The organism is Rouxiella badensis (genome assembly GCF_026967515.2).
GTDB classification, from domain to species: Bacteria; Pseudomonadota; Gammaproteobacteria; order Enterobacterales; family Enterobacteriaceae; genus Rouxiella; species Rouxiella badensis.
In genome coordinates, this window is sequence record NZ_CP114062.1 from 3,143,431 (window position 1) to 3,167,447 (window position 24,017).

The window sequence follows — 24,017 nt, forward strand, 5'->3', positions numbered from 1 at the left end:
ATCCAAGTTGTTTAAATAAGGAAAAACTTAGTTTTTTAAGGAATCCTTCAGCACTTGATTGAAGACGTCCGCTGAACAAAATCCTTTATTATCAATAGGACAGCCCTCAGCTTGTAAAACAACGCGGTGTAACGGATTTTTTAAGCTATAAGTGCTGTTGTTACGGATTTGTATCGCAGTTGGATATACATATTCGATTTTTATCAGATCTTTGTCAGTTTTCTTATCATGCCAGCGTTGGAAAACCACGGCTCCGGCGATAGGTGTACGCTCATACTGACCCGGCAGAGTGAAATCTTTAATCTTGAGCGCCGAAACAAAGGCGGCAATATTCGAGTCATGACCGACTAACAACGTCACCCGAGCCTGCTGCGCCGCCTGCTGATCGGCGGTTTTAGCCTGCGATTTATCCAGCACGCCTGACATAAACGTCAGCGTTGGAGCTGCGGCATTCTTACCAATTTGCTCAGAGCTGAAGATGGCCTTCTGGTCTGCATTTTTGAATTCCTCAACCTGACGCCACTGCTCAGGCGTTTTTATCTGGCCCCACGCAACGTCCTTCTCCGGCAAACCCTCATAATATTGCAGCATGAAGGCATCGCTAATTCCGGTGCCCAACGACAGCGGTCCCGAAATCCCCGGTTCCTTGCCCTGATTGATCACCAGATTCGAAGGCTGTGCTGCAAGAGAGCAGACCTTATCCTGCTTGCAGGTTTTGGAATTTTTGAAATCCATGACCTTTTCAACCAACGCATAGTTCGGCGTCAGACGCTGATTCAGGCCATCGAGTCCGGCCTGTCCAGCTGACTTATTGGTGGCGTCGATCGCCGCCTGTTTAAACTGATCCGTAACGTCGGCGGTGATAATCGGATTAAACACCGGATCCATTTTCCCGACTTCAACGCGATTCACCACAGGAAGCGAGCAACCCGGAAATGCGCCGATGAGGAAATGTTTGGCAGTATCAATGGTACGCGGCAGGCTGTTAGCGTAGGTGAAAACCTCGCCCGGTTGCGGACACCCTTTGGCCGGCAGCAGATTATTTTTCGCTAACCACTGACGGTAATACTGCCCAACGTGCTCTTCAACCTGCCCGCCTTTCGGGGTCAGAAGTCCGCCTTCGGTGCTCCACGTTGGCCAGGTGTGGGTGGTCGCATTGCCCAACGCATTATTATAGTTAGAGAGCGGCGCGCGAATGCTGTGGCGGCTAAAGATAAGCACCTGTTCTAAAGAGAGATTATTGTCGGCAGCGACAGCAGGCAGGGAAGCAGAAATGACGCAGGCCAGGGTAGTTAAAAGCGCAAGACGGGACGTTCTTTTCACGTGTTTCTCCTGATGAATTAAATGACTTCTTAATGTTTATAGCGGGTTAAGGCTCATAAAAACAAGGGAAATCAAGCATAAAGGATCAGGCTGTGTCAGAGGGGGATCTGGCTCACAGCGCTGATTCCACAGGAGAAAGTTTTAGAACTGGAACCTTAACCAGCCAAAGAACACGTTGCCATTATTGTGTGTGCCCGGAATATAGGTCGCCTGGAAGGTCAGACGCTGATAGCCGATAGAGACCAGCGGCAGCACGAGTGGCAAAGGAATATATTTGTAGTTATCACGCGCAGTCATGGCGGCGGTATAGCCTAAACCGAGCCTGAAATTCTGACCCTGCACCGGACGCCAGATCTTCTCATAGCCATAACCACCAATGGGCTCCCATTGGTTAAATGAGTCTTTGAAAACCATCACGTAGAGACCGTGCCAGTCGCCGTTTTCATCATAGCGAGAAATACCGTAACCACCGCCCCAGGGACGCTCGTTGTATTTATCAATCTTGGCACGGTCGTAGGTGGCACGGTTATGCCAGGTAATGACCGGTAGGTAGAGATCCCGGTCGGGTGAGGCATTCCAGGTGCTCGAAACGTCGTTCTTCCACGAAGCCCACCCACCGTTGAATCCGGACTGCTGCGTCGCTGGTGGAGTTGTCGACATGGTCGAGTTGAGTGAGGAGGCGGCCATCCCCGGCGTGGCCGTCAGGCATAATCCAATAAATAATGTTTTGGAAATTTTTTTATTTATACGCATACAAACCATTTGGCTATCATTATTCAATACTACAGCACCTACAATAACGTAAAAATCCATGCAATATAATAAACAGCGTCTTTCATAACGCTTAAAAATTTAATTAACTGGAAGAAATAGGGATAATCATGATGACTGCGAGGGAATAAAAAATATTTCAATAAAAGGTTAGAATTGATAAAACCAAAAAATATAACCATTACTTTTTTTAAAAAACAATCGATATAGGAAAATTATTAATTAATCTTCGCAGGGAAATTATTGCGTTGTTCACTCTGCCAACGTCATATTGCCCTTCTTCCGATTTCCCATCCGCGAAAAACACCACAGAGGAAATGGCAGAGTAGTAATCAACAGTATCCACAGCAGAGAATAAACCGAATCTACGCCGTCATTTTGCAGGTTGATAAACAGTTTTACCGGAATCCCCTGGGGGAAGTAGCAAAACACCATCACAATGCCAAACTCGCCAATAACCCTCACCCAGGCTATCGCTAATCCCGTCGCCAGTCCGCGCGAGGCGATCGGCAGCGTCAGGCGGGTGAGGATCTGCCAGCGCGAGGCGCCCAGCGTTTTACCGGCCTCCTCAACGTCGGCAGGCACGCCTTCGAAAGCGGCGCGAGCAGACATCACAAAGTAAGGCAGCGCACCATAAACTTGCGCCAGCACAAAAGCGCCCGCGTTATTGGTCAGCGAAATACCCAACCGCGAGAGGTCTTCCCCAACAGTGCCGTAAGGACCAAAGGCGGATACCAACAGTATGCCCATCGCCAACGGCGGCGTCAGCAGCGGCACCATCACAGCGACCTCAACCCATGGACGCCAACGGCTCTGGCTGCGCGACATCCAAAGCGCAAGAGGAATGCCCAGTACCACGATAATCGGAATCGAAACCGCGCTTAGCCCCAACGAAATACTGACCGAATGCCAGTCGCCATAGGCAAGATGAAATCCTCGCCACGGTGTGACCGAGACGAGGGTGATAAAGGGAATAGCTAACAGGGCAAGGGCCGGGATGGCCAGCCACAGACTGATCATCCGGCGACCTTGGTTATGCACGATTCTGATTAATAATCATGGCCTTTAGGTTTATCGTAGCCATTTTCACTGAAAATTTTCTGCCCTTCTGCACTCTGCATAAAGGCGACAAAACGCTTCGCCGCCGCAGGATTTGGCGCATTCTTCAACACTGCGGCATAGAACACCAGCGGTTGGGTATGCAGGGTTTTCTCTTTGCCTGCGCTGTCCTTGATGTTGAAGCTAACACTGTCGTACCACTTGGCAGACATTTCAGGGTTGCTCAGGTTTATTTCGTCCGGCAACACAATATACGGCAGTTTAGCCGAACGCGTCGCGCTTTCGTAACCCGAGGCGGCATCAACCTGACCCGCCTCGAGACGAGTCAACAAACCGCCTTCAGCCAGCACTTGCGAAGGGTTTGTCGTCTCACCCAGCACTTTTTTAGTCAGACCCGGCTGATGATAGTATTTCTCGGCTAACATCATGGTGAAAATGATGTTTTGCCCCTGGGGATCCGTGGCGGGATCGGTGCGGCCAAAGTGCAGCCCCGGCGTTTGCAGCACCTTCCACCAAGGCTCTGCGCCAGGCTTGTGGTCTTTTATCGCCGCAAACAGTTGGGCAAACTTGCCCTTCGGATTATAGGCAATCACCATGCTGGTGCTCGCAACGGGTACCGAGGTGTCTACCAGACCGGCCTTTTTCAACACATCAATTGGACCCGGTGTGATTGAAACAAACACATCGGCAACCACTTTTTTAGACGCCAACAGGTTCGCCATGCCGTATGCACCCTGCCCCTGCCCCTGATAATTCAGTTTTTCCTGTTTGGCAAAGGTGGGCCCAAGGTATTTGTCCATTACCACGCCCATCGAGCCGGCGTAAGTCACGTTGATGTTGTCCTGCGCCATTGCCGATGCACTGGCGAATGCCATAGAAGCCAACATCAGGCCAGAACCGAGATTCTTTAATTTCTTATTGAGATTTTTATTGGAGAATTCACGCACGATAAGCCACCGTTATGCATTATGATATACAACGATAAAGTTTGAACTCTCAGAAATCAAGCGACATTTTGAGCAAAATTCAATATTCTAATTCGCCCAAATGGCCTATTTTATTGCCCCTCTTCCTTATTGTTTTTAAAATAAAAAAAGAGCCCGCATAATAATATCAAAAGAGAATTTAATGAGATCGACAGGCATTATTTCTGCTCTTGGCAATATCCTCTCCGCACCCTTTTTTCCGGTCAGCAATAATATATCGACGGTGTTCAATAATAATTTATGTCCTGCGTCATTGGATAAACTCTGTTATATCGATAATCGAATAAGTCCGTTGACGTGCCAGTATGATTTTAGGTTTACCCACCCATCCCTCTGAAAAATACAGCATCAAAACGCAGCTTAGAGCAAAACCAAAAGAAATATCAGATTCAAAGAGAGTATCTTAAAGAGGTGATTAACGATCTCCATTTTCTGGACGACGTGATCAGACCGCAAATATTTGAAAGCGAAATATCGCTGGCTCAAAGATTAAAAAGCGCGCTTCGACCAAAAATGCCTGACCCATTTCAACACTGCCGTTGAATATCCCGACTTCCCCGCAACCCGGGACATCGCCTATGAAGGCGTCATCCTGCATCGGAAGGAACTGATTGACACCTGCCGCTGTATGCTTCTCGAGCACGTAAAACTGGCCAACGCCTAAAGTTGGCAAAAAAAAATCCACAGGCCGTAGCGCTGTGGATTTTAGTATCAGCCCAAGGCGTTATTAGCCTAGCTGTTTACGGGCATTGCGGAATATACGCATCCAAGGGCTGTCTTCGCCCCAGTTTTCCGGGTGCCATGAGTTGCTGACGCTGCGGAATACGCGCTCTGGGTGCGGCATCATCACGGTTACGCGGCCCGAGAGGTTGGTCACTGCCGTAATCCCGTTCGGTGAGCCGTTAGGGTTCGCCGGATAGTTCTCGGTAACATGTCCGTTGTTGTCAACGAAGCGCAGCGCCACCAGATTCGCATGCTCAAGCTGAGACAGGTGAACGGCATCGCGCACTTCCACGTGGCCTTCACCGTGTGACACAGCGATTGGCATACGTGAACCGGCCATACCCTGTAGCAGCAGAGACGGGCTGGCGGTCACTTCAACCAGGCTGAAGCGCGCTTCGAAGCGGTCAGACAGGTTGCGAACGAAACGCGGCCAGTGCTCTGCGCCCGGGATAACTTCTTTCAGGTTAGACATCATCTGACAGCCGTTACACACACCCAGCGCCAGTGTCTGTGGACGATGGAAGAAGTCTTCGAACTCGTCGCGTACGCGGTCGTTGAACAGGATGGACTTAGCCCAGCCTTCGCCCGCACCCAATACGTCACCGTAGGAGAAGCCGCCACAGGCCACCAGCGTATGGAACTCTTGCAGGTCACGGCGGCCGGACAGCAGATCGCTCATGTGGACGTCAACCGCATCAAAACCGGCACGGTGGAACGCAGCGCCCATTTCAACGTGGGAGTTAACGCCCTGCTCGCGCAGCACGGCCACTTTTGGACGCGCGCCGGTTGCAATGTAAGGCGCAGCAATGTCTTCTTCCGGTGCGAAGGTCAGCTTGACGTTCAGACCCGGATCGCTGTTGTCTTTCTTGGCTTCGTGTTCCTGGTCGGCACACTCTGGATTGTCGCGCAGGCGCTGCATCTGCCAGGTGGTTTCTGCCCACCAGGTACGCAGCGTCGTGCGGCTTTCGCTGAACACCGGCTTGTCGCCAGAAGTTATCACGAAGCGATCGCCCTGTTCGACGCCGCCCAGGAAGTGCGTGCAGTCGGCCAGGCCATGTTTTGCCAGCACTTGCTCAACGTCGGCACGCTGGTCGTTACGTACCTGGATAACCGCACCCAGCTCTTCGTTAAACAGGGCTGCCAGTGCAGAGTCACCCAGTTTCGCGATATCGGCAGTCAGGCCACAGTGACCGGCAAACGCCATCTCTGCCAGCGTGACCAGCAGGCCGCCGTCTGAACGGTCATGGTAAGCAAGCAGTTTCTGCTCGGAGACCAGCGTCTGCATAGCGTTGAAGAAGCCAGCCAGCTGCTCGACGTTACGCACGTCGGCCGGTTTGTCGCCCAGTTGACGATAAACCTGCGCCAGCGCGGTTGCGCCCAGTGCGTTGTGGCCTGCACCCAGGTCAATCAGCAGCAGCGAGGTGTCGCCCTTGTCGGTACGCAGTTCAGGCGTCACGGTATGGCGTACGTCTTCGACGCGTGCAAAGGCGGTGATAACCAGAGACAGCGGCGAGGTCATCTCGCGCTGCTCGGTGCCTTCCTGCCAGCGGGTTTTCATCGACATCGAGTCTTTGCCTACTGGGATAGTAATACCCAGCGCCGGACACAGCTCTTCACCCACGGCTTTAACGGCTTCGTACAGGCCCGCATCTTCACCCGGGTGACCGGCCGCAGACATCCAGTTTGCGGAAAGTTTAACACGCTTGAGGCTACCGATTTCGGTGGCGGCAATGTTGGTCAGCGCTTCACCCACGGCCAGACGGCCAGAGGCGGCGAAGTCCAGCAACGCTACCGGTGCTCGTTCGCCGAGCGACATCGCTTCACCGTGGTAGCTGTCGAGGCTGGCGGTGGTCACCGCACAGTCGGCTACCGGAATCTGCCACGGTCCCACCATCTGGTCACGTGCAACCATACCGGTCACGGTGCGGTCGCCGATAGTGATCAGGAAGGTTTTCTCGGCCACGGTCGGCAGATGCAGTACGCGGTTCACCGCTTCGGCGATTTGAATATTTTCGCCCTGAAGCGTGTCACCGGTCGCTTTAAGGGTTTGCACGTCACGGGTCATTTTCGGCGTCTTGCCGAGCAGAACGTCGAGCGGCATGTCGATCGGCTGGTTGTCGAAATGACTGTCTTCCAGCGTCAAGTGCATCTCTTCGGTCGCTTCACCGATAACGGCATAAGGCGCACGTTCGCGTTGGCAGATAGCGTCAAACTGCGCCAGCTGCTCTGGCGCAACGGCCAGCACGTAACGTTCCTGAGATTCATTACACCAGACTTCGAGTGGGCTCATGCCCGGCTCGTCATTCAGAATATCACGAAGTTGGAAACGGCCGCCGCGTTCGCCGTCGCTTACCAGCTCAGGCATGGCGTTAGACAGTCCGCCCGCGCCCACGTCGTGAATGAACAGAATCGGGTTCGCTTCGCCCAACTGCCAGCAGCGGTCGATAACTTCCTGACAGCGACGCTCCATTTCTGGGTTGTCACGCTGTACGGAGGCGAAATCCAGGTCGGCATCGGACTGGCCGGACGCCATAGATGACGCTGCACCGCCGCCCAAACCGATGTTCATGGCCGGGCCACCCAGCACGATCAGTTTTGCACCAACGGTGATTTCACCCTTTTGCACGTGGTCAGCACGAATATTCCCAATTCCGCCCGCCAGCATGATTGGCTTATGATATCCGCGCAGTTCTGGTCCATTATGGCTGTTCACCTGCTCTTCATAGGTACGGAAGTAACCAAGAAGCGCGGGACGACCAAATTCGTTGTTGAAAGCTGCACCACCGAGAGGACCGTCGGTCATTATTTCCAGCGCGGTCACAATACGTTCAGGTTTGCCGAAGTTCTCTTCCCAAGGCTGTTCAAATCCAGGGATACGCAGGTTGGAAACTGAGAAGCCGACCAGGCCAGCTTTTGGCTTCGCGCCGCGACCGGTTGCGCCTTCGTCACGGATTTCGCCGCCGGAACCGGTGGCTGCGCCCGGCCATGGAGAGATAGCGGTCGGGTGGTTATGGGTCTCTACCTTCATCAGGATGTGCGCGTCTTCCTGATGGAAATCGTACAGGCCGGTTTCGGCGTTGGCGTAGAAACGGCCAACCTTTGAACCTTCCATGACGGCGGCGTTGTCTTTATAGGCAGACAGCACGTGGTCAGGGGTTTTTTCAAAGGTGTTTTTGATCATCTTGAACAGCGATTTAGGCTGTGCTTCGCCGTCGATAATCCAATCGGCGTTGAAGATTTTGTGGCGGCAATGTTCGGAGTTAGCCTGCGCGAACATGTACAGCTCGATGTCGGTCGGGTTACGGCCAAGGTTGGTGAAGGCATTGACCAGGTAGTCAATTTCATCTTCTGCCAGTGCCAGACCGAGTTTGACGTTAGCCTGTTCAAGCGCCACGCGGCCTTCTCCGAGGAGATCAACGTGCTGAACCGGAGCCGGTTGGTGCTGGGCAAACAGTTTTTCAGCGTCTGAAAGCTCGCTGAAGACGGTTTCCATCATGCGGTCGTGCAGCAGCGCACCGAGGGTTTTCCACTGCTCTTCGGTCAGTTCGGGAGCCTGAACGTAAAACGCCAGGCCGCGCTCAAGGCGTACAACCTGAGACAGACCGCAGTTGTGGGCAATGTCTGTTGCTTTGGAAGACCACGGCGAAATCGTGCCCGGACGTGGTGTAACCAGAATTAGGCGGCCAACGGGAGCATGTTCAGCGAGAGAAGGACCATATTTGAGCAGGCGTTGCAACTTGGTTTGTTCTTCCGTTGTCAGAGGTGCGCTGACATCGGCGAAGTGTACGAATTCGGCGTAGACATCGTTTACCGGAAGCTGAGCTTCCTGAAAACGGGAAAGCAGTTTATTAATGCGAAAAGCCGACAAAGCGGGCGAACCACGCAGTATTTCCATAATCAAATATCTCTCGTCTTCGAAGCAACTGACCGTAGGTGCTTCATTGGGCGCAACAGGGGGAAAACGCGGGCCATTATAGAGAATCCTCGAGCGCGACGAAACCGTTTGCGCACGGTTTATTGATAATAGATTTGTCCTTACAGTTTACAGGGGTTATTGGGAATAAAGTTGCAGATTGACGTTTTGTTGAGCAAAATGCGTCGGCACCGGGATTATAGCCCTATTTTCAGCACCATTTTAGCTTATTAAAAGAATAGCGCCGCAGAGAGATAACTATTTGAAGCGCATAAAAATTACTTACTTAGTTGTAGGTCTGATCACCCTGCTGCTGGCGCTCGCCCTTTGGCCGAGCATTCCATGGCAGCGTGGTTCCGGTGACCAGCTACAAAACATCCTGTCCCGTGGGGAGTTGCGCGTGAGCACGCTCGACGCTTCACAGACTTTTTTTAACGGCGCCACCGGTGACCGGGGATTTGATTATGAATTAGCCAGCCGTTTCGCCGATTATCTGGGCGTGAAGCTGGTATTGATACCGCACAAAGATTTTGACAGCCTGTTTAGCGATCTCAAAAGCAGCAAAGCCGATATGCTCGCTTCGGGTCTGGTCTACAACGCCGAACGTTTGAAGTCATTTCGTACCGGGCCGGAGTACTATACCGTTCTCCAGCAGGTGCTTTATCGTCAGGGTTCGGTGCGCCCGAAATCCTATGCCGATATTAAAGGTAATATGGTTGTCTCGGCAGGCTCGGCTCATATTTCTACCCTCGAAGACGCCAAGAAGAAGTTTCCCGATCTCAACTGGGGCGTCACCCGTCGTTATTCGCCTGCCGAACTGATGCAGCAGGTTGCCGAAGGAAAGCTCAAATACACCCTGGGCGACTCCGTGACCGTCGCCCTGCTGCAACGCGTTTACCCGCGCCTGGCGGTGGCGTTTGATGCCTCCGACGACGAGCCGGTAACCTGGTACTTTAGCAAGAAGGCCGATGACGACAGCCTATATGCCGCCATGCTCGACTTCTTTAGCCAAATCTCAGAAGACGGCACGCTGGAGAAGCTCGAGGAGAAGTATCTGGGCCACGTGGGTAACTTCGACTTTGTCGACACTCGTGCCTTCCTCAACAATATAGATGCCAAACTCAGCACCCTACAGCCATTCTTTGAAAAATATGCTGGCAACATCGACTGGCGTCTGCTGGCGGCCATCTCATATCAGGAGTCCCACTGGGATCCCGACGCAACCTCGCCAACCGGCGTACGCGGCATGATGATGCTGACCCGCGCAACCGCGCAAGGATTGGGGGTGAGCGATCGACTCGACACCGAGGAGAGTATTCGCGGCGGTGCGCTGTATCTGAATCACATTATCGATTCACTGCCCACCACCATCGACAATGACGACAAAATCTGGTTTGCGTTGGCCGCCTACAATATGGGTTATGGGCACATGCTCGACGCGCGCGCTATTACTGCGGCGCAGAATGGCAATCCCGACAGTTGGGTTGACGTCAAGCAGCGCCTGCCGTTGCTGAATCAGAAACGCTACTACAGCAAGACGACTTACGGCTACGCACGCGGTACCCAGGCGTTCAACTACGTCGAGAATATCCGTAAATACCAGATAAGCCTGGTGGGATACTTGATGGAGAAAGAGAAACAAAAAGCGCAGGCGCTGCTGTTACAGACCCAGCTTGGTGCGGGTTATCCGGCGGTCTCACTGAGCGCGCTAAAAAACGCGGGAGGCTAAGCCTCTCGCGCTCTATTCTGGCTGATGAGTCTCGTTGGCGGCCGCACGATGGGCCTGTCGCAGCGCCTTCTGCTGGCTGCGTCGCAGTCGGAAGAACTCGCTGAGCTGATGTGAACACGGGTCGGCTAGCACGCCGGAGGTGATATCAATCTGGTGATTCATGCCCGGATGGCGCAGCACATCAAGCAGTGATCCCGCCGCCCCGGTTTTCTTATCCGCAGCGCCATACACCAGACGACGAATGCGGCTATGCACCATCGCACCCGCGCACATCACGCACGGCTCAAGGGTGACATAGAGAACCGCATCGAGCAGTCGATAGTTTTTCACCACCCTGCCTCCCTGGCGCAACGCCATGATTTCGGCATGTGCGGTAGGGTCGTGATGCCCGATAGAACGGTTCCACCCTTCGCCAATCACTTCATTACCCAACACCAATACCGCGCCGACCGGCACCTCGCCTGCTTCCTGCGCCTTTAATGCCAGCGCCATGGCGTGCTGCATCCAGTATTGATCGCTGTATTGCTCTATCACGTAAACCTCACCCTGACTAAAACGGCGGCTATCATACACTGCGAGAACCTGCTTACACAGTATAGCGACCGGTTTTGTTAAGTATGAGCTTAACAAATGATCGGCGATTTTTAATCAATTGCGCCGCCTTACTCCAGTTGCTGTAGTTCGCCCTGCTTGCTGACGCGGAATCGATGTTCACAGAAAAACAGCAGCGGGTTGTCCTGCTTGCTGTCGCTGTAACCGCTGTAGAGCTTCAGCGGGGAACCGATGCGCTGCTCAAGCTGCACGACTTTTTCTTCGCCGAGGCAGCGCAGGGTCAGCACCCAACCGCCGTAACGACGAGCAATGCGGCTACCGACCAGTCTGACGCGCGGCAGGAAAGGTGAGGCGTTATACACCCCGCGCACCAGATTTTCCGGCGAACCGGTTATCAGCCATACCTCAGCGTCGTCGCGGTCGAGGTATTCACGCAGGCGCATTTGCACCACGGGAAAAGCCACCACTTTGTGACGGAACCAGTTCACAAATTCCAGCTCAAGCGCCTTAAGACGCGCCTCACCGTGCCCGAAGGTGATTGACCACAGCATCAGGCTCATTGGCCAGCGTTTGGCCCGCCCAAAAAGCACCATTCCTGCGCCGATAATCGGCAGTACAGGTATCACCAGCAGCAGGTTTTGCGGCATTTTTCGCAGCAAAAAGCGCATAAAAGTGCCGAACATATCCTGCTGATGCAACGTGCCATCGAGATCAAAAAATACCACCCGTCGATCCGTCCTCGCGCCCAATGCGTTACTCCTCGGGATCGTTGAACCCCATAATCCAGGTAAAAATAAAGCCGGCCACCAGCGTGATTAGCGCACCGGTCAGATACAGTCCCACTTTACCGGAGATAATAGTCAGCGCCAAAGGCAAACCCGAGATACCAAAGGTAATTACCGTCGCGACTTTCCAATAACATATTAGCGCCCCGCCCACTGCGCCGCCGAGGCAGGCGGCGATAAAGGGCCGTCCCAGCGGCAGCGTAACGCCAAAAATCAACGGCTCACCGATGCCGAGAATGCCGACCGGCAGCGCGCTTTTAATCACTTTTTTGAGCCGGGGATTGCGGGTTTTCAGCAACACCGCAATCGCCGCTCCCACCTGCCCGACGCCCGCCATCGCCAGAATGGGCAGCAGTGGGTTGGAACCGTGTGACTGAATAAGCTCGACGTGAATGGGCACCAGTCCCTGATGCAGACCCGAGAGCACCAGCGGCAGGAAGGATCCGGCCAACAGTGCACCGACCCACAGTCCGCCTCTGTCGATGGCAAGATTGACGCCGTGCGCAATGGCATCGGAAATCACGCCTCCCAGAGGCTGGAGAATAACGATAGCAAGCGTGGCGGTAATAAGCGTGGTGAAAAGAGGGTTGAGGATAAGTTCGACCGATTCGGGTAGCCACTGGCGCAGGCGTTTCTCAATCCAGCACATTAGAGCGACCACCAGAAGGACCGCGATAACCCCGCCACGGCCAGGCTGTAGCGCTTCGCCGAACAGGTGGATTTGTGCCAGCTGCGGGCTTGAAAGGATCCCGGCCATTACGCCGCCCATCGCCTGCGAACCACCAAAGACGCGAGCCGCGTTAACGCCGACCAGAATATTCATGATGGCAAATACCGCGCCGCCAAATATTCCGAGCAGTCCCAAGAGATTGGGGTAATCCAGCGCCAGACTGCCGGCGATGTCAGGACGTTTAAGCAGATTGATGATGCCGGTAATCAGGCCAGAGGCGATAAAAGCGGGGATAAGCGGAATAAACACGTTCGCCAGTTGACGCAGCGCGCCACTCATTGGCGCAGCATATTTCACTTTGGCCTGTGCCTTATTGTGTTCTAACCGTGCTTTAGCAAGGGGATCGGCGGAGGAAAGTCGCTCGCGCATAGCGTCAACCACTCTTCCCGCCGCACCGGGGCCGACAATCAGCTGATGCTGCTGCCCTTGCTTGACGTAGCCCTTGACCCCTTCAAGATTTTTCAGCGTAGGCAGGTCGAGCAGCTGTTCATCGTGGACCTGGATTCTCACCCGCGTCATACAGTTTTCGAGTCTGCTGATATTGCCCTCACCGCCCACGCCGCTGAGGATTTCCGTTGCCAGAACCCGCGTTTTATCCGTTGCCATTGCTCCTCCCCCTTTTTACCCTGTCAAACGTCAAACAAAGGCATCGCGCGACTATTCCGCCAACGCGGCGCGCAGGAACCCTTTATGGCGCTGTAAACGCTCTGCGGCTTGTTCGGCAGTGATCTGCGCGAGAATCATCAGGATGGCCGGTTTCACTTCAAATGCGGTCTGCTTCAGCGCATGCTCGGCCTCGGCACGATCGGCCCCGGTGGCTTCGACCACAATGCGGCAGGCGCGATCCACCAGCTTTACGTTGGTTGCCTTAACATCGACCATCAGGTTCTGATAAACCTTGCCAATCTTGACCATCGCGCCGGTAGAGATCATGTTGAGCACCAGCTTTTGCGCGGTACCCGATTTTAGCCGCGTGGATCCCGTCAGCGCCTCTGGCCCCACAACCGGCGAAATCGCCACTTGTGCCTCGTGAGCGATAGGTGAATCCGGGTTACAGGAAATGGCAACCGTGGCACAGCCCACTGCACGGGCATAACGCAGCGCGCCAATTACATAAGGCGTGCGGCCAGAAGCGGCCAGACCTACGACGGTGTCGGCGGCGGTCAACGACAGGTTTTTTAAATCCTCTTCACCGAGTGCTGGGTCATCTTCAGCACCTTCTACGGCCTTCAGCAACGCGCCGGGTCCGCCGGCAATTAACCCAACAACCAAACCGTGCGGCACGCCAAAGGTGGGTGGACACTCAGAAGCATCAAGAACGCCGAGACGCCCGCTGGTGCCTGCGCCGAGATAAATCAGGCGTCCACCGGCACTGAACGACGCCGCAGCCAGCTCAACCGCCTGCGCAATCTCGGGCAGCACCGCGTTGATAGCCTGCGGGACCTTTCGGTCTTCATCATTAAAACAGGTCACCATCTCCAGCGTGGACATTTCATCCAGACGAGACGTGGCCGGGTTGCGGGTTTCAGATACCAAAGCGCCTAAATTCATCATGACCTCTTGAATATTTAATTCGAAATTCATTTATCATATTTGAATAGTTTATTCAGCAAAGCGAGTTTTTTTTGCTAGTTTAGAGACATCACCACCAGGAACTCACGGCAGGACACAGGATCATGAGCTGTATGATACGCATCCGTCAGATGTACCCACAGCTGGCAGAGAATGATAAAAAACTGGCCGATTTTCTTCTTACGCAGCCAGAGAATGCACGACATCTTAGCTCGCAAAAACTGGCCGAACTGGCGGGCGTGAGTCAATCTGGCGTGGTCAAGTTTGCCCAGAAGCTCGGATATAAGGGCTTCCCGGCGCTCAAGCTGGCACTAAGCGAGGCGATGTCTGCCCCGCAGACGGACCCGGCTATCACGGTGCATAACCGGATACTCAGCACCGACAGCCTGTTGACCGTCGGCGAAAAACTGCTGGCAGAGAAGCAGGCGGCTCTGCGTGCCACGCTGGACGTCAACAGCGAGCAACGGTTCCAGCAGGCGCTGTTTATGCTCACTGATGCACGAAAAATCGTGCTGACCGGGCTAGGGGCATCGGGGCTGGTCGCCAAGGACTTCGCCTATAAGCTGTTGAAAATCGGCATCACGGCGATCGCAGAGTCGGATACCCACGTCCTGCTGGCAACGGTGCAGGCGCTTTCGAGTGAGGATCTGCTGCTGGCCATTTCGTTTAGTGGCGAACGGCGGGAAATCAATCTTGCGGCAGAGGTTGCCCGTAAGGCGGGCGCTAAAACGCTGGCGTTGACCAGTTTCTCTCCCAACACGCTGCAACAGCAGGCCGACCACTGTCTGTATACCCTCGCCGAACTGCCAGTCACGCGCGGTGCGGCAATTTCGGCCAGTACCGCACAGTTTTCGCTAACCGATATCCTGTTTATGGCGCTCATCCAACAAGACACCGAACATGCCCCAGAACGCATCAAACACAGCGAGGCGTTGGTGAAAAAGCTGAGTTGACCCAGATCAGCTTTGTTGCAGATAACGGGGCCGGAAGCTTATTAGCCCAGGGATGTTTGTTATAATTCGCGCCCGTTTAAATCCTGAGAATAAGACGCTATGGCGCTGCTAATCACCGCTAAATGCATCAACTGCGATATGTGCGAACCGGAGTGCCCTAATCAGGCCATCGCGATGGGAAGTGAGTATTACGAGATAGACAGCGAACGCTGTACAGAATGTGTGGGGCACTACGAAGCCCCAACCTGTCAGAAAGTATGCCCGATCGACAATACGATTATCATCGACCCGCGGCACGTCGAAACCAATGACCAGCTTTGGGACAAGTTCGTGGTGCTGCACCATTCTGCACAACGGTAAGTCGACAAAAGGATGCAGCGGTTAACGTTGTCGTGAAAGGCTAGTTCTCGATAATCACCGTTGCACAGGCGTAGTGGCGCTCATCGGCCAGCGTCACATGCACTGACTTCACGCCGAATTCGGCGGCCATCTCTGCCGCACGGTCGTGAAAAATCAGATTCGGTTTGCCCAACGCATCGTTGACCACTTCAAACTGCTCAAACGCCAACCCGTTGCGAATCCCCGTGCCAAGCGCCTTGGCAGCCGCTTCTTTAACGGCAAAACGCTTGGCCAGAAAACGCACCGGTTGCTGGTGATTCAGGTACAGCTGCCATTCATTGGCACTGAGAATACGTTTAGCCAGCCTGTCGCCACTGCGTTCAACCACCGCTTCGATGCGGACTATCTCGACAATATCGGTGCCCAGCCCAAGAATAGCCATTAGCGACGCGCTTCACGCATCAGGGCTTTCATCTCGCTTACCGCACCGGCCAGTCCGTCAAAAACCGCCTGACCGATAATCGAGTGACCGATGTTCAGTTCGTGCATCTCTGGCAAGGCGGCGATAGGCTGTACGTTTTTGTAGGTCAGACCGTGACCGGCGTTAACCTTCAGGCCTTTTGACGCGGCGTAGGTCGCAGCTTCTTTGATTCGCTTGAACTCTGCATCACGGTGAATGCCTTCAGGCGCTTCAGCATAGGCACCGGTGTGGATTTCGATGTAAGGCGCGCCCACGGCAACGGCAGCATCAATCTGGCGCACATCCGGGTCGATAAACAGAGAAACCAGGATCCCGGCCTGAGACAGGCGCTCAACCGCCACGGTCATCTTGTCTTTCTGACCCGCAACGTCCAGGCCGCCTTCGGTGGTCACTTCTTCACGCTTTTCCGGCACCAGGCAGCAGAAATGCGGTTTTATTTCACAGGCAATGCCGACCATCTCGTCAGTCACCGCCATCTCGAGATTCATGCGGGTTTGAATGGTTTCACGCAGGATTCGCACGTCGCGATCGGTGATGTGACGACGGTCTTCACGCAGGTGCACGGTGATGCCATCGGCGCCTGCCTGTTCAGAGACGAACGCTGCCTGAACCGGATCGGGATACGCAGTACCGCGCGCGTTTCTCAGTGTCGCGATGTGGTCAATATTGACGCCCAACAATAACTCAGCCATGAAACACTCCTAATTTTTTGATACCCAAGCAGGTTCTAGACGCAGCAGAACGTAGCAGATAGAGGCGGCATTTTACACGTTAACGCGTGCACAAACAAAATCAGTCGGCAGGATTTTCGGCGGGAGCTGCGGGCTTTTTCAGAACAAACTGGCGAAACAGCTCTCTGCTTTTCAACGGTTTACCACCGAGATAGGGTTTCAACGCCATGCGGGTAAAACGTTTTGCGGCGCGCAGAGTGGCGACATCGGGAAACTCACGACTCGCCAACGCCTTGAGGTCACGACCGGTAAAGCTCGCGTTATCAATGACCAGGCTGGCAATAAAGCCTTTTTCCTCACGATAGCGATAAGTCATGCTTTCACTGACCTCTTCCCCACTGCCCGCGCAATGCAGGAAATCGACGCCATAGCCAAGGTGATGCAACAGCGCCAATTCAAACTGGCGTAATGCCTGTTCGGGCGCAGTGCTGGCAGCAGCAAGATTTTGCAGGCAATGCAAATAGTCGAAAAACAGCGAAGAGTAGTTGGTTTCTTGCTCGAGCACGCGTGAGACCAGCTCATTGACGTAGAGCCCGCTGTAGAGAATCGAACCTGAAAGGGGGAGCGCCAAAGACACGGCCTCGGCGTTGCGCAGCGTTTTAACTTCACCGCGCCCGGTCCAGCGGACCAGTAAGGGAGTGAAAGGCTGTAAACAGCCTTTCAGATTGGACCGGCGGCCACGCGCACCTTTTGCCAGTATGCGTACCCGCCCTTGCCCTTCAGTGAAGAAGTCCAGCATCAAGCTGGTTTCACTGTAAGGTCGCCCATGCAAGACAAATGCGCGTTGCCAGCCTTCCATAGGCGAAGACCTTATAAGTCGTCTACGTAACCCAGACTGCGCAGCGCACGTTCGTCGTCTGCCCAACCGGATTTAACTTTGACCCACAGCTCAAGGTGCACTTTCGCTTCGAACATGTTTTCCATGTCCTGGCGTGCCTCGATACCGATAGTCTTGATCTTGGAACCTTTATTACCGATAACCATCTTCTTCTGGCCTTCACGCTCAACCAGAATCAGACCGTTGATGTCGTAACCGCCACGCTCGTTGCTCACGAAACGCTCGATTTCAACCGTCACGGAATACGGCAGCTCTTCGCCCAGGAAACGCATCAGTTTTTCACGGATGATTTCGGAGGCCATAAAGCGCTGTGAACGGTCGGTGATGTAGTCTTCCGGGAAATGGTGAATCGCTTCCGGCAGCTGCTTGCGCACTAACGCAGCGATAGTGTCAACATTGGTCCCTTTTTCAGCTGAAATAGGCACGATATCGGCAAAGTTCATCTGCTGACTCAAGAATTGCAGGTGCGGCAACAGCTTGGATTTGTCAGTGACGTTGTCGATTTTGTTGATAGCCAGTATCACAGGGCTTTTCAGATCACGCAGCTTGTTAACGACCATTTCGTCGTCCGGCGTCCAGTGAGTCCCTTCCACCACGAAGATAACCAGCTCGACGTCGCCGATAGAACTGCTTGCAGCACGGTTCATCAGGCGGTTAATCGCTCGTTTTTCTTCCATGTGAAGCCCCGGGGTATCAACATAGATAGCCTGGTAAGGACCTTCGGTATGGATACCCATAATCCGGTGACGGGTGGTTTGCGGTTTGCGTGAAGTGATGGAGATCTTCTGCCCCAGCAACTCGTTAAGCAGGGTCGATTTTCCGACGTTAGGTCGGCCGACGATTGCTACAAAACCACAGTAATTCTTTTCTTCGCTCATTCAAGCTCCAGCTGTATCAGCGCTTGTTCCGCTGCCGCCTGCTCGGCTTTACGGCGGCTTGATCCGGTTCCTACAACCGGTTGACTCAAGCCACTGACCTGGCAGTGGATGGTAAACTCCTGATCGTGCGCTTCACCGCGAACCTGCACGACCAGATAAGAAGGCAACGGCAGATGACGACCCTGTAAAAACTCCTGTAAACGGGTTTTTGGGTCTTTCTGCTTATCACCGGGACTGATTTCATCGAGACGACTACGGTACCAATCGAGGATCAGTCTTTCGACGGTTTGGATATCGCTATCCAGGAACACGCCGCCAATGAGTGCCTCCACCGTATCCGCGAGAATAGACTCACGGCGGAAACCACCACTTTTCAATTCGCCCGGGCCTAAACGCAGGCACTCGCCAAGGTCGAATTCACGCGCCATTTCTGCCAGGGTATTACCGCGTACCAAAGTTGCACGCATCCGGCTCATATCACCCTCATCAACACGAGGAAAGCGATGATACAGCGCATTGGCAATAACAAAACTGAGAATCGAGTCCCCAAGGAACTCCAATCGCTCATTGTGCTTGCTGCTGGCGCTGCGGTGAGTCAGTGCCTGCAATAAAAGCTCCTGCTGTTGAAAAGTGTAGCCCAGCTTTCGCTGAAGCCTGTTTATTACGATGGGATTCATGAGTTACCAATAGATCAAGAATGCGTCAAAAACTTCAGCATACGGAACAGGCCTGCTTCGCCAAAAGCCGATCCAAAGCTGTTTCGTTTGCAGTGGCTCCCTCTCTTTTATAAAAAGGGTAGCCAACTTTTATCGCTCGAAGAGATATTCTACAACGAGTGGAAATATAATGCTGCGTTAATATGCCCGGACTTTATAGTCACGGGCATAGCATTAATGAATTCCACCAATACGGCTTAAACGTATACCCGTTGGCCATTCGCCTTCTTGCTTCTTAAAGCTCATCCAAATACCTGAAGCTCTGCCCACCAGATCTTTCTCTGGCACAAAGCCCCAATAACGGCTGTCAGCGCTGTTATCGCGGTTGTCACCCATCATGAAATAATGACCAGGTGGAACAACCCAGGTACCGAGCGGTTGACCAGGCTGCTGATAATAACCACTCAGCTGATCGCGTGCGCCGGGAACGATAAGAATATTATGGGTAACATTGCCCAGAGTTTCCTTACGCGCGAGCAAACGAACGCCGTCCTGCGGAACCGGTGCAGAAGGATCCGTTTCAAAGAAACCGCTGGTTGCCTCTTCGCCAGAAGCCTGGCCAAAGGTTTGAACAAAGTTGCTTGGCTCATTGGCGGTATAGGTAATGGCTAATGCTTTATCACAAGCCTGTCCGTTATTGCACGCCGGTTGAACCGTCACTTCTTTACTCATTGGATCATAGGTGACTCGGTCGCCCGGTAATCCGACGAGACGCTTAATATAATCCAGCTGTGGATTCAGGGGATATTTAAATACCACCACGTCACCACGTTTCGGCTCACCGGTAGGGATAAGCTTGGTCTGGAAAATAGGATCTTTTAATCCATAAGCGTATTTTTCGACCACAATAAAGTCGCCAATCAGCAGCGTCGGCATCATTGAGCCGGAGGGGATTTGGAAAGGTTCGTAAATAAAGGAACGAACTACAAATACCACCAGCAGAACCGGAAATACGGAAGCACAGGTTTCCACCCAGCCCGGCTGCTTGGCAGCCTTGCTCAGGGTTTTCTCGTCTACCGCACCCGCCGTTTCGACTTTCAGACGCGCGATTTTTTCACGACGCGCAGGCGCCAGCTTAAAACGATCGATAGCCCAAATTATTCCTGACACTATCGTTGCGACGAACAGTATCGCGGCAAACATGTTAGCCATTCCTACTCCTTCACAAACTTATCCAAAGACTTACTTGCTGTCTTTACCTACGTGCAGAATGGCCAGGAACGCTTCCTGTGGCAACTCGACGTTACCCACCTGCTTCATTCTTTTCTTACCGTCTTTCTGTTTCTGCAACAGTTTTTTCTTACGGCTAACGTCACCGCCGTAGCACTTGGCCAAAACGTTTTTACGCAACTGTTTAACCGTTGAACGAGCAATAACGTGGTTGCCGATAGCAGCCTGAATAGCGATGTCAAACTGCTGACGCGGGATCAGCTCTTTCATTTTCTCAACCAGATCGCGACCACGGTACTGCGAGTTATCGCGGTGGGTGATCAGCGCCAGGGCATCCACACGTTCGCCGTTGATTAGAACATCAACGCGCACCATGTCTGAAGTCTGGAATCGTTTGAAATTGTAATCGAGTGATGCATAGCCGCGTGAGGTTGACTTCAGTCGGTCGAAGAAGTCCAGCACCACTTCCGCCATTGGAATTTCATAGGTCAGCGCAACCTGGTTACCGTGGTAAACCATGTTGGTCTGCACGCCGCGCTTCTCGATACACAGGGTGATCACGCTGCCCAGGTATTCCTGAGGCATCAGCATGTGGCACTCGGCGATTGGCTCGCGCAGCTCTTCAATGTTGTTCAGCGCCGGCAGCTTGGATGGGCTGTCAACGTAGACGGTTTCACCGGCAGTAGTCACAACTTCATACACAACCGTTGGCGCGGTGGTGATCAGTTCCAGGTCGTATTCACGCTCGAGACGTTCCTGAATGATCTCCATGTGCAGCAGACCCAGGAAGCCACAGCGGAAGCCGAAGCCTAACGCGGTAGAGCTTTCTGGCTCATAGAACAGCGAGGCGTCGTTCAGACTCAGTTTGCCCAGTGCATCACGGAAGTTTTCGTAATCATCGGAGCTAATCGGGAACAGACCCGCATAAACCTGTGGCTTAACTTTTTTGAAGCCCGGCAGCGCTTTGTCTGCCGGCTGGCGTGCCAGCGTCAGGGTATCGCCTACTGGTGCGCCAAGGATGTCTTTGATGGCGCAAACCAGCCAGCCTACTTCGCCGCAGTTCAGCACGTCGGTGTCTACACGCTTAGGCGTGAAGATGCCGAGACGGTCGGCGTTGTAAACCTGACCGGTGCTCATGACTTTAATCTTGTCGCCTTTGCGCATGGTGCCGTTTTTAATACGCACCAGAGAAACAACGCCGAGGTAGTTATCGAACCAGGAGTCGATGATCAGCGCTTGCAGTGGCGCTTCAGGGTCACCTTCCGGCGGCGGGATATCACGCACCAGACGCTCAAGGATGTCAGGCACGCCCACACCAGTTTTAGCCGAGCAGCGGACTGCATCGGTGGCGTCGATACCGACGATATCTTCGATTTCCTGAGAAACGCGATCCGGGTCGGCAGCGGGCAGGTCGATTTTGTTCAGAACCGGCACAACTTCGAGATCCATTTCCATCGCGGTATAGCAGTTTGCCAGCGTCTGGGCTTCTACACCCTGACCGGCATCAACGACCAGCAGTGCGCCTTCGCAGGCGGCAAGAGAACGAGAAACTTCATAAGAGAAGTCCACGTGTCCAGGGGTGTCGATGAAGTTGAGGTGGTAAGTTTCACCATTAAGCGCTTTATAGTCCAGCGTGACACTCTGGGCCTTAATGGTAATACCGCGCTCACGTTCGAGATCCATGGAGTCCAGGACCTGAGCGGCCATTTCACGATCGGTTAACCCACCGCAGATTTGGATAATACGGTCAGAAAGTGTCGACTTACCGTGGTCAATGTGGGCAATAATGGAGAAGTTTCTTATGTTCTTCATTTATAGATGATTTTCTCTAATTGATAGCGCTTAAACCTTTTTCATGGACACAGCAATGGACTCAACACCAAAACTACCCACGCAAATATGGGCGCATCTTACACTGTATGCGGGTTACACGAAAGGATACGATAGCTTTACCGCGTTTTACGCACTGGAAAACGTGACCGTAAAAAGTCAATAAAGGTGCGGACTTTCGGTGTTTGTTGCCTGCCTGGCAGGGTGAGAAGAGGCACGAATTTCGGCTCAGGAGCAAAATTGCTGAGCAAAGCGCGTAAATTGCCGTTTTTGAGGTCTTCAGCCAGTAAAATCTTAGGCTGCATAATAATACTCAGTCCACTCAGCGCCGCCATTCTCAACGTCTCGCCGATTTTGACCATCATGTCGGCGCGTTCATCGACGATGTCCAACGCTCTGTCGCTGAGGATCAGATCTACCGTCAGTTCTGGATTTTTGCCAAGGTAATCATCAAGAATCGGTGAAATCGCATGCCGCCGAACGAAACTGGAAAAATGACTCTGAATAATCCCCTTGGACGAGGTGTCTGGCTTTCGGCTAGCGCTTCGGCATCATACTCAACCGGCCAGGCCTCGACTTAATCACCCGCGAAGTGGTGGTGATTGGCGCTTGCGTTACGCTCGGTCATACCGTGCCTCAGCTTCGCGCTCATACGCAGGCAGCGTTGAATGCGGGTGCGACACGTGAGCAGATTATTGAGTCTCTTTTGCAGTTGTTATTTTATGCGGGTGGCGCAGCGGTGCGAAATGCACTGGTGAACGTCCGCGATATTCTTGGCCCAATTAATACATTAGATAAATAATATCAAACTGAATTATTAGGTTAGATAAATCCCTCCGATGCCTGCCTGATAAGGCTCCGGCAGTTTAGGAAAATGCTCATTTACTGGGCGGGCAAAATACAATTAACTAACTGTTATAAAAAATAAAGTTATGCGATGCACCACTCATATTTATCATTAATTTCTTTTAACTATTTCTAGATAAAACAATCAATCGGTCACAAGGTTAATGTCATGATCAATGAAGGTCGGCTGCTTAGCCGGCACGGCTTTGCAAAGGCAAACTCATGGATAACCATGGTTCTCGCTACGCTACTGATGGTCGCGGGTGCCGTGCAGCTTGTGTTTTTGCTTACCCTGGGAAAATCTGGCTACTTTGAGCAGCACGCCATTCTTATGTCCACGGTATTCAGTATTTCTTTAGGTATTGTTCTGATTATCCTGCGACAGTTTATTAAACCGCGCCAAATATTCCAGCTTTATGAAAATGGTGTTCTGGTCATTTCAAAACCTGATAATAAGAATAAATTTATTCCATTCGAGGGAATAAGCGACATTTACCGTTATCGCTCCGGAAAATATACCAGGAAGATATTAAATACCATGGCGTTTCGCGAAAACATCGACAAGCCGTGGTATAAAATATCCCCCAACATTGCCCATGCGGACAGGCTTATCGAAGTCATCAAGAATGAGCAACTGTTGTTTCGTGGCCCTCAGGCGCTCAATACTCTGGCTCAGGATGGCACCGTCAGCTTCAGCTATCTTACCGAGAGCAAGAGTAAGATACGGCGCTTTCTGCGCGGCAATTTTCTGATGATGAACGAGAAAAAGCTGCGCCTTTCTGCTCGTACGCTGGACTCTGACGACGGCCACCACGTGCCGATTGAAGAGGTGCATTTCATCAGCGGCGGCAGCAATAGCCAGACCATCAAATTGCTCGACATGCACGGCAGAGCCTTATTCTCGGTGCCCTACACCTCCCTGTTCAGCGCCGATCTGTTCATCGCGCTGATAGAGCACATGATCCAAAATCGTATCCCGATTCGACGCTAATGTTGGCCGTCGATTTATATCAGAGATTAAGGTTAGTCTGTTCTCGCCTGGCAAAAAGCGGCACCTCAGAAACGAAAAAAGCGCTCCTCACTCCCTTTGCT

At 53.0% G+C, this 24,017-nt stretch carries 22 protein-coding genes and 1 pseudogene; 5 read left to right on the plus strand and 18 right to left on the minus strand.

Translation table 11 applies throughout. From position 1 onward, the window contains the following. Nucleotides 1-27: 27 nt before the first annotated feature. The 6 genes from agp to purL all read right to left on the minus strand — a co-directional run bounded on the left by agp (nucleotide 28) and on the right by purL (nucleotide 8,757). On the minus strand, nucleotides 28-1,323 hold the full coding sequence (gene agp, locus O1V65_RS14570; protein WP_017489868.1) for a bifunctional glucose-1-phosphatase/inositol phosphatase: 1,296 nt from the start codon (nucleotides 1,321-1,323) through the stop codon (nucleotides 28-30). A 141-nt stretch (nucleotides 1,324-1,464) separates the two neighbouring features. Further along, nucleotides 1,465-2,076: a lipid IV(A) palmitoyltransferase PagP gene (gene pagP / locus O1V65_RS14575; protein ID WP_165429748.1), complete on the minus strand. Its 612-nt coding sequence runs from the start codon at nucleotides 2,074-2,076 to the stop codon at nucleotides 1,465-1,467. A gap of 270 nt (nucleotides 2,077-2,346) precedes the next feature. Then, complete coding sequence (locus tag O1V65_RS14580; protein ID WP_017489871.1) at nucleotides 2,347-3,114, minus strand: molybdate ABC transporter permease subunit; 768 nt, start codon at nucleotides 3,112-3,114, stop codon at nucleotides 2,347-2,349. A gap of 29 nt (nucleotides 3,115-3,143) precedes the next feature. After that, entirely contained in the window at nucleotides 3,144-4,100 is a 957-nt protein-coding gene (locus O1V65_RS14585) for an extracellular solute-binding protein (protein WP_017489872.1), read from the minus strand. 484 nt (nucleotides 4,101-4,584) lie between these two features. Next, a complete protein-coding gene (locus O1V65_RS14590) occupies nucleotides 4,585-4,812 on the minus strand; it encodes a hypothetical protein (protein WP_269129829.1) in 228 nt (75 codons plus the stop codon). A 54-nt stretch (nucleotides 4,813-4,866) separates the two neighbouring features. Continuing rightward, nucleotides 4,867-8,757 carry a phosphoribosylformylglycinamidine synthase gene (gene purL / locus O1V65_RS14595; protein WP_017489874.1) on the minus strand — a complete coding sequence of 1,297 codons (3,891 nt, stop codon included), beginning with the start codon at nucleotides 8,755-8,757 and terminating at the stop codon, nucleotides 4,867-4,869. Between the two features lie 280 nt (nucleotides 8,758-9,037). On the opposite strand from purL, the gene mltF reads away from it, so the two are divergent. After that, nucleotides 9,038-10,504 (plus strand): membrane-bound lytic murein transglycosylase MltF, encoded by a 1,467-nt coding sequence (mltF, locus tag O1V65_RS14600; RefSeq protein WP_269129830.1) that lies wholly within the window; start codon nucleotides 9,038-9,040, stop codon nucleotides 10,502-10,504. 12 nt (nucleotides 10,505-10,516) lie between these two features. Here the strand turns inward: mltF and tadA are convergent, their stop codons facing one another. The 4 genes from tadA to murQ all read right to left on the minus strand — a co-directional run bounded on the left by tadA (nucleotide 10,517) and on the right by murQ (nucleotide 14,122). Beyond that, nucleotides 10,517-11,077 carry a tRNA adenosine(34) deaminase TadA gene (gene tadA / locus O1V65_RS14605; protein ID WP_017489876.1) on the minus strand — a complete coding sequence of 187 codons (561 nt, stop codon included), beginning with the start codon at nucleotides 11,075-11,077 and terminating at the stop codon, nucleotides 10,517-10,519. 89 nt (nucleotides 11,078-11,166) lie between these two features. After that, nucleotides 11,167-11,805, minus strand: coding sequence for a phosphatidylglycerophosphatase C (gene yfhb, locus O1V65_RS14610; protein WP_026110254.1), 639 nt, complete (start codon nucleotides 11,803-11,805; stop codon nucleotides 11,167-11,169). Nucleotides 11,806-11,809: 4 nt separating this feature from the next. Then, nucleotides 11,810-13,177 carry a PTS transporter subunit EIIC gene (locus O1V65_RS14615; protein WP_017489878.1) on the minus strand — a complete coding sequence of 456 codons (1,368 nt, stop codon included), beginning with the start codon at nucleotides 13,175-13,177 and terminating at the stop codon, nucleotides 11,810-11,812. 51 nt (nucleotides 13,178-13,228) lie between these two features. Then, nucleotides 13,229-14,122, minus strand: coding sequence for an N-acetylmuramic acid 6-phosphate etherase (gene murQ, locus O1V65_RS14620; RefSeq protein WP_017489879.1), 894 nt, complete (start codon nucleotides 14,120-14,122; stop codon nucleotides 13,229-13,231). 125 nt (nucleotides 14,123-14,247) lie between these two features. Here murQ and O1V65_RS14625 point away from each other — a divergent pair, with 125 nt between their 5' ends. Both O1V65_RS14625 and O1V65_RS14630 read left to right on the plus strand, forming a co-directional pair. Beyond that, a complete protein-coding gene (locus tag O1V65_RS14625) occupies nucleotides 14,248-15,096 on the plus strand; it encodes a MurR/RpiR family transcriptional regulator (RefSeq protein WP_017489880.1) in 849 nt (282 codons plus the stop codon). A gap of 99 nt (nucleotides 15,097-15,195) precedes the next feature. Further along, entirely contained in the window at nucleotides 15,196-15,456 is a 261-nt protein-coding gene (locus O1V65_RS14630; protein ID WP_017489881.1) for a YfhL family 4Fe-4S dicluster ferredoxin, read from the plus strand. A gap of 40 nt (nucleotides 15,457-15,496) precedes the next feature. Here the strand turns inward: O1V65_RS14630 and acpS are convergent, their stop codons facing one another. The 8 genes from acpS to O1V65_RS14670 all read right to left on the minus strand — a co-directional run bounded on the left by acpS (nucleotide 15,497) and on the right by O1V65_RS14670 (nucleotide 22,444). After that, a complete protein-coding gene (acpS, locus tag O1V65_RS14635; RefSeq protein WP_017489882.1) occupies nucleotides 15,497-15,877 on the minus strand; it encodes a holo-ACP synthase in 381 nt (126 codons plus the stop codon). After that, nucleotides 15,877-16,608, minus strand: a complete 732-nt coding sequence (pdxJ, locus tag O1V65_RS14640; RefSeq protein ID WP_017489883.1) for a pyridoxine 5'-phosphate synthase — start codon at nucleotides 16,606-16,608, stop codon at nucleotides 15,877-15,879. Before pdxJ ends, acpS begins: the two co-directional genes overlap by 1 nt. A 100-nt stretch (nucleotides 16,609-16,708) precedes the next feature. Continuing rightward, on the minus strand, nucleotides 16,709-17,446 hold the full coding sequence (gene recO / locus O1V65_RS14645) for a DNA repair protein RecO (RefSeq protein ID WP_017489884.1): 738 nt from the start codon (nucleotides 17,444-17,446) through the stop codon (nucleotides 16,709-16,711). A gap of 11 nt (nucleotides 17,447-17,457) precedes the next feature. Then, nucleotides 17,458-18,363: a GTPase Era gene (gene era / locus O1V65_RS14650; protein WP_017489885.1), complete on the minus strand. Its 906-nt coding sequence runs from the start codon at nucleotides 18,361-18,363 to the stop codon at nucleotides 17,458-17,460. Next, nucleotides 18,360-19,040 carry a ribonuclease III gene (gene rnc / locus O1V65_RS14655; protein WP_026110255.1) on the minus strand — a complete coding sequence of 227 codons (681 nt, stop codon included), beginning with the start codon at nucleotides 19,038-19,040 and terminating at the stop codon, nucleotides 18,360-18,362. Before rnc ends, era begins: the two co-directional genes overlap by 4 nt. Before the next feature lie 213 nt (nucleotides 19,041-19,253). Then, nucleotides 19,254-20,231: a signal peptidase I gene (gene lepB / locus O1V65_RS14660; protein ID WP_017489887.1), complete on the minus strand. Its 978-nt coding sequence runs from the start codon at nucleotides 20,229-20,231 to the stop codon at nucleotides 19,254-19,256. 30 nt (nucleotides 20,232-20,261) lie between these two features. Further along, nucleotides 20,262-22,061, minus strand: a complete 1,800-nt coding sequence (gene lepA, locus O1V65_RS14665; protein WP_017489888.1) for a translation elongation factor 4 — start codon at nucleotides 22,059-22,061, stop codon at nucleotides 20,262-20,264. A 137-nt stretch (nucleotides 22,062-22,198) separates the two neighbouring features. Further along, the gene (locus O1V65_RS14670; RefSeq protein ID WP_269129833.1) at nucleotides 22,199-22,444 is read right to left on the minus strand and encodes a LysR substrate-binding domain-containing protein; all 246 of its coding nucleotides are present in this window, start codon (nucleotides 22,442-22,444) and stop codon (nucleotides 22,199-22,201) included. 182 nt (nucleotides 22,445-22,626) lie between these two features. On the opposite strand from O1V65_RS14670, the pseudogene O1V65_RS14675 reads away from it, so the two are divergent. Both O1V65_RS14675 and O1V65_RS14680 read left to right on the plus strand, forming a co-directional pair. Further along, nucleotides 22,627-22,881 (plus strand): annotated as a pseudogene (locus O1V65_RS14675) (carboxymuconolactone decarboxylase family protein); the annotation flags it as partial. Nucleotides 22,882-23,094: 213 nt separating this feature from the next. After that, a complete protein-coding gene (locus O1V65_RS14680; RefSeq protein WP_017489891.1) occupies nucleotides 23,095-23,916 on the plus strand; it encodes a DUF6585 family protein in 822 nt (273 codons plus the stop codon). Nucleotides 23,917-24,017: the final 101 nt, after the last annotated feature.

Coding starts and splice junctions, on each gene's coding strand:
- pdxJ (WP_017489883.1), bottom strand. CDS start 16,608: ATGGCTGAGTTATTGTTGGGCGTCAATATTGACCACATCGCGACACTG.
- O1V65_RS14580 (WP_017489871.1), bottom strand. CDS start 3,114: ATGATCAGTCTGTGGCTGGCCATCCCGGCCCTTGCCCTGTTAGCTATT.
- O1V65_RS14630 (WP_017489881.1), top strand. CDS start 15,196: ATGGCGCTGCTAATCACCGCTAAATGCATCAACTGCGATATGTGCGAA.
- rnc (WP_026110255.1), bottom strand. CDS start 19,040: ATGAATCCCATCGTAATAAACAGGCTTCAGCGAAAGCTGGGCTACACT.
- era (WP_017489885.1), bottom strand. CDS start 18,363: ATGAGCGAAGAAAAGAATTACTGTGGTTTTGTAGCAATCGTCGGCCGA.
- recO (WP_017489884.1), bottom strand. CDS start 17,446: ATGGAAGGCTGGCAACGCGCATTTGTCTTGCATGGGCGACCTTACAGT.
- O1V65_RS14680 (WP_017489891.1), top strand. CDS start 23,095: ATGATCAATGAAGGTCGGCTGCTTAGCCGGCACGGCTTTGCAAAGGCA.
- lepA (WP_017489888.1), bottom strand. CDS start 22,061: ATGAAGAACATAAGAAACTTCTCCATTATTGCCCACATTGACCACGGT.
- lepB (WP_017489887.1), bottom strand. CDS start 20,231: ATGGCTAACATGTTTGCCGCGATACTGTTCGTCGCAACGATAGTGTCA.
- murQ (WP_017489879.1), bottom strand. CDS start 14,122: ATGAATTTAGGCGCTTTGGTATCTGAAACCCGCAACCCGGCCACGTCT.
- pagP (WP_165429748.1), bottom strand. CDS start 2,076: ATGCGTATAAATAAAAAAATTTCCAAAACATTATTTATTGGATTATGC.
- O1V65_RS14625 (WP_017489880.1), top strand. CDS start 14,248: ATGAGCTGTATGATACGCATCCGTCAGATGTACCCACAGCTGGCAGAG.
- O1V65_RS14670 (WP_269129833.1), bottom strand. CDS start 22,444: ATGATGGTCAAAATCGGCGAGACGTTGAGAATGGCGGCGCTGAGTGGA.
- purL (WP_017489874.1), bottom strand. CDS start 8,757: ATGGAAATACTGCGTGGTTCGCCCGCTTTGTCGGCTTTTCGCATTAAT.
- acpS (WP_017489882.1), bottom strand. CDS start 15,877: ATGGCTATTCTTGGGCTGGGCACCGATATTGTCGAGATAGTCCGCATC.
- O1V65_RS14615 (WP_017489878.1), bottom strand. CDS start 13,177: ATGGCAACGGATAAAACGCGGGTTCTGGCAACGGAAATCCTCAGCGGC.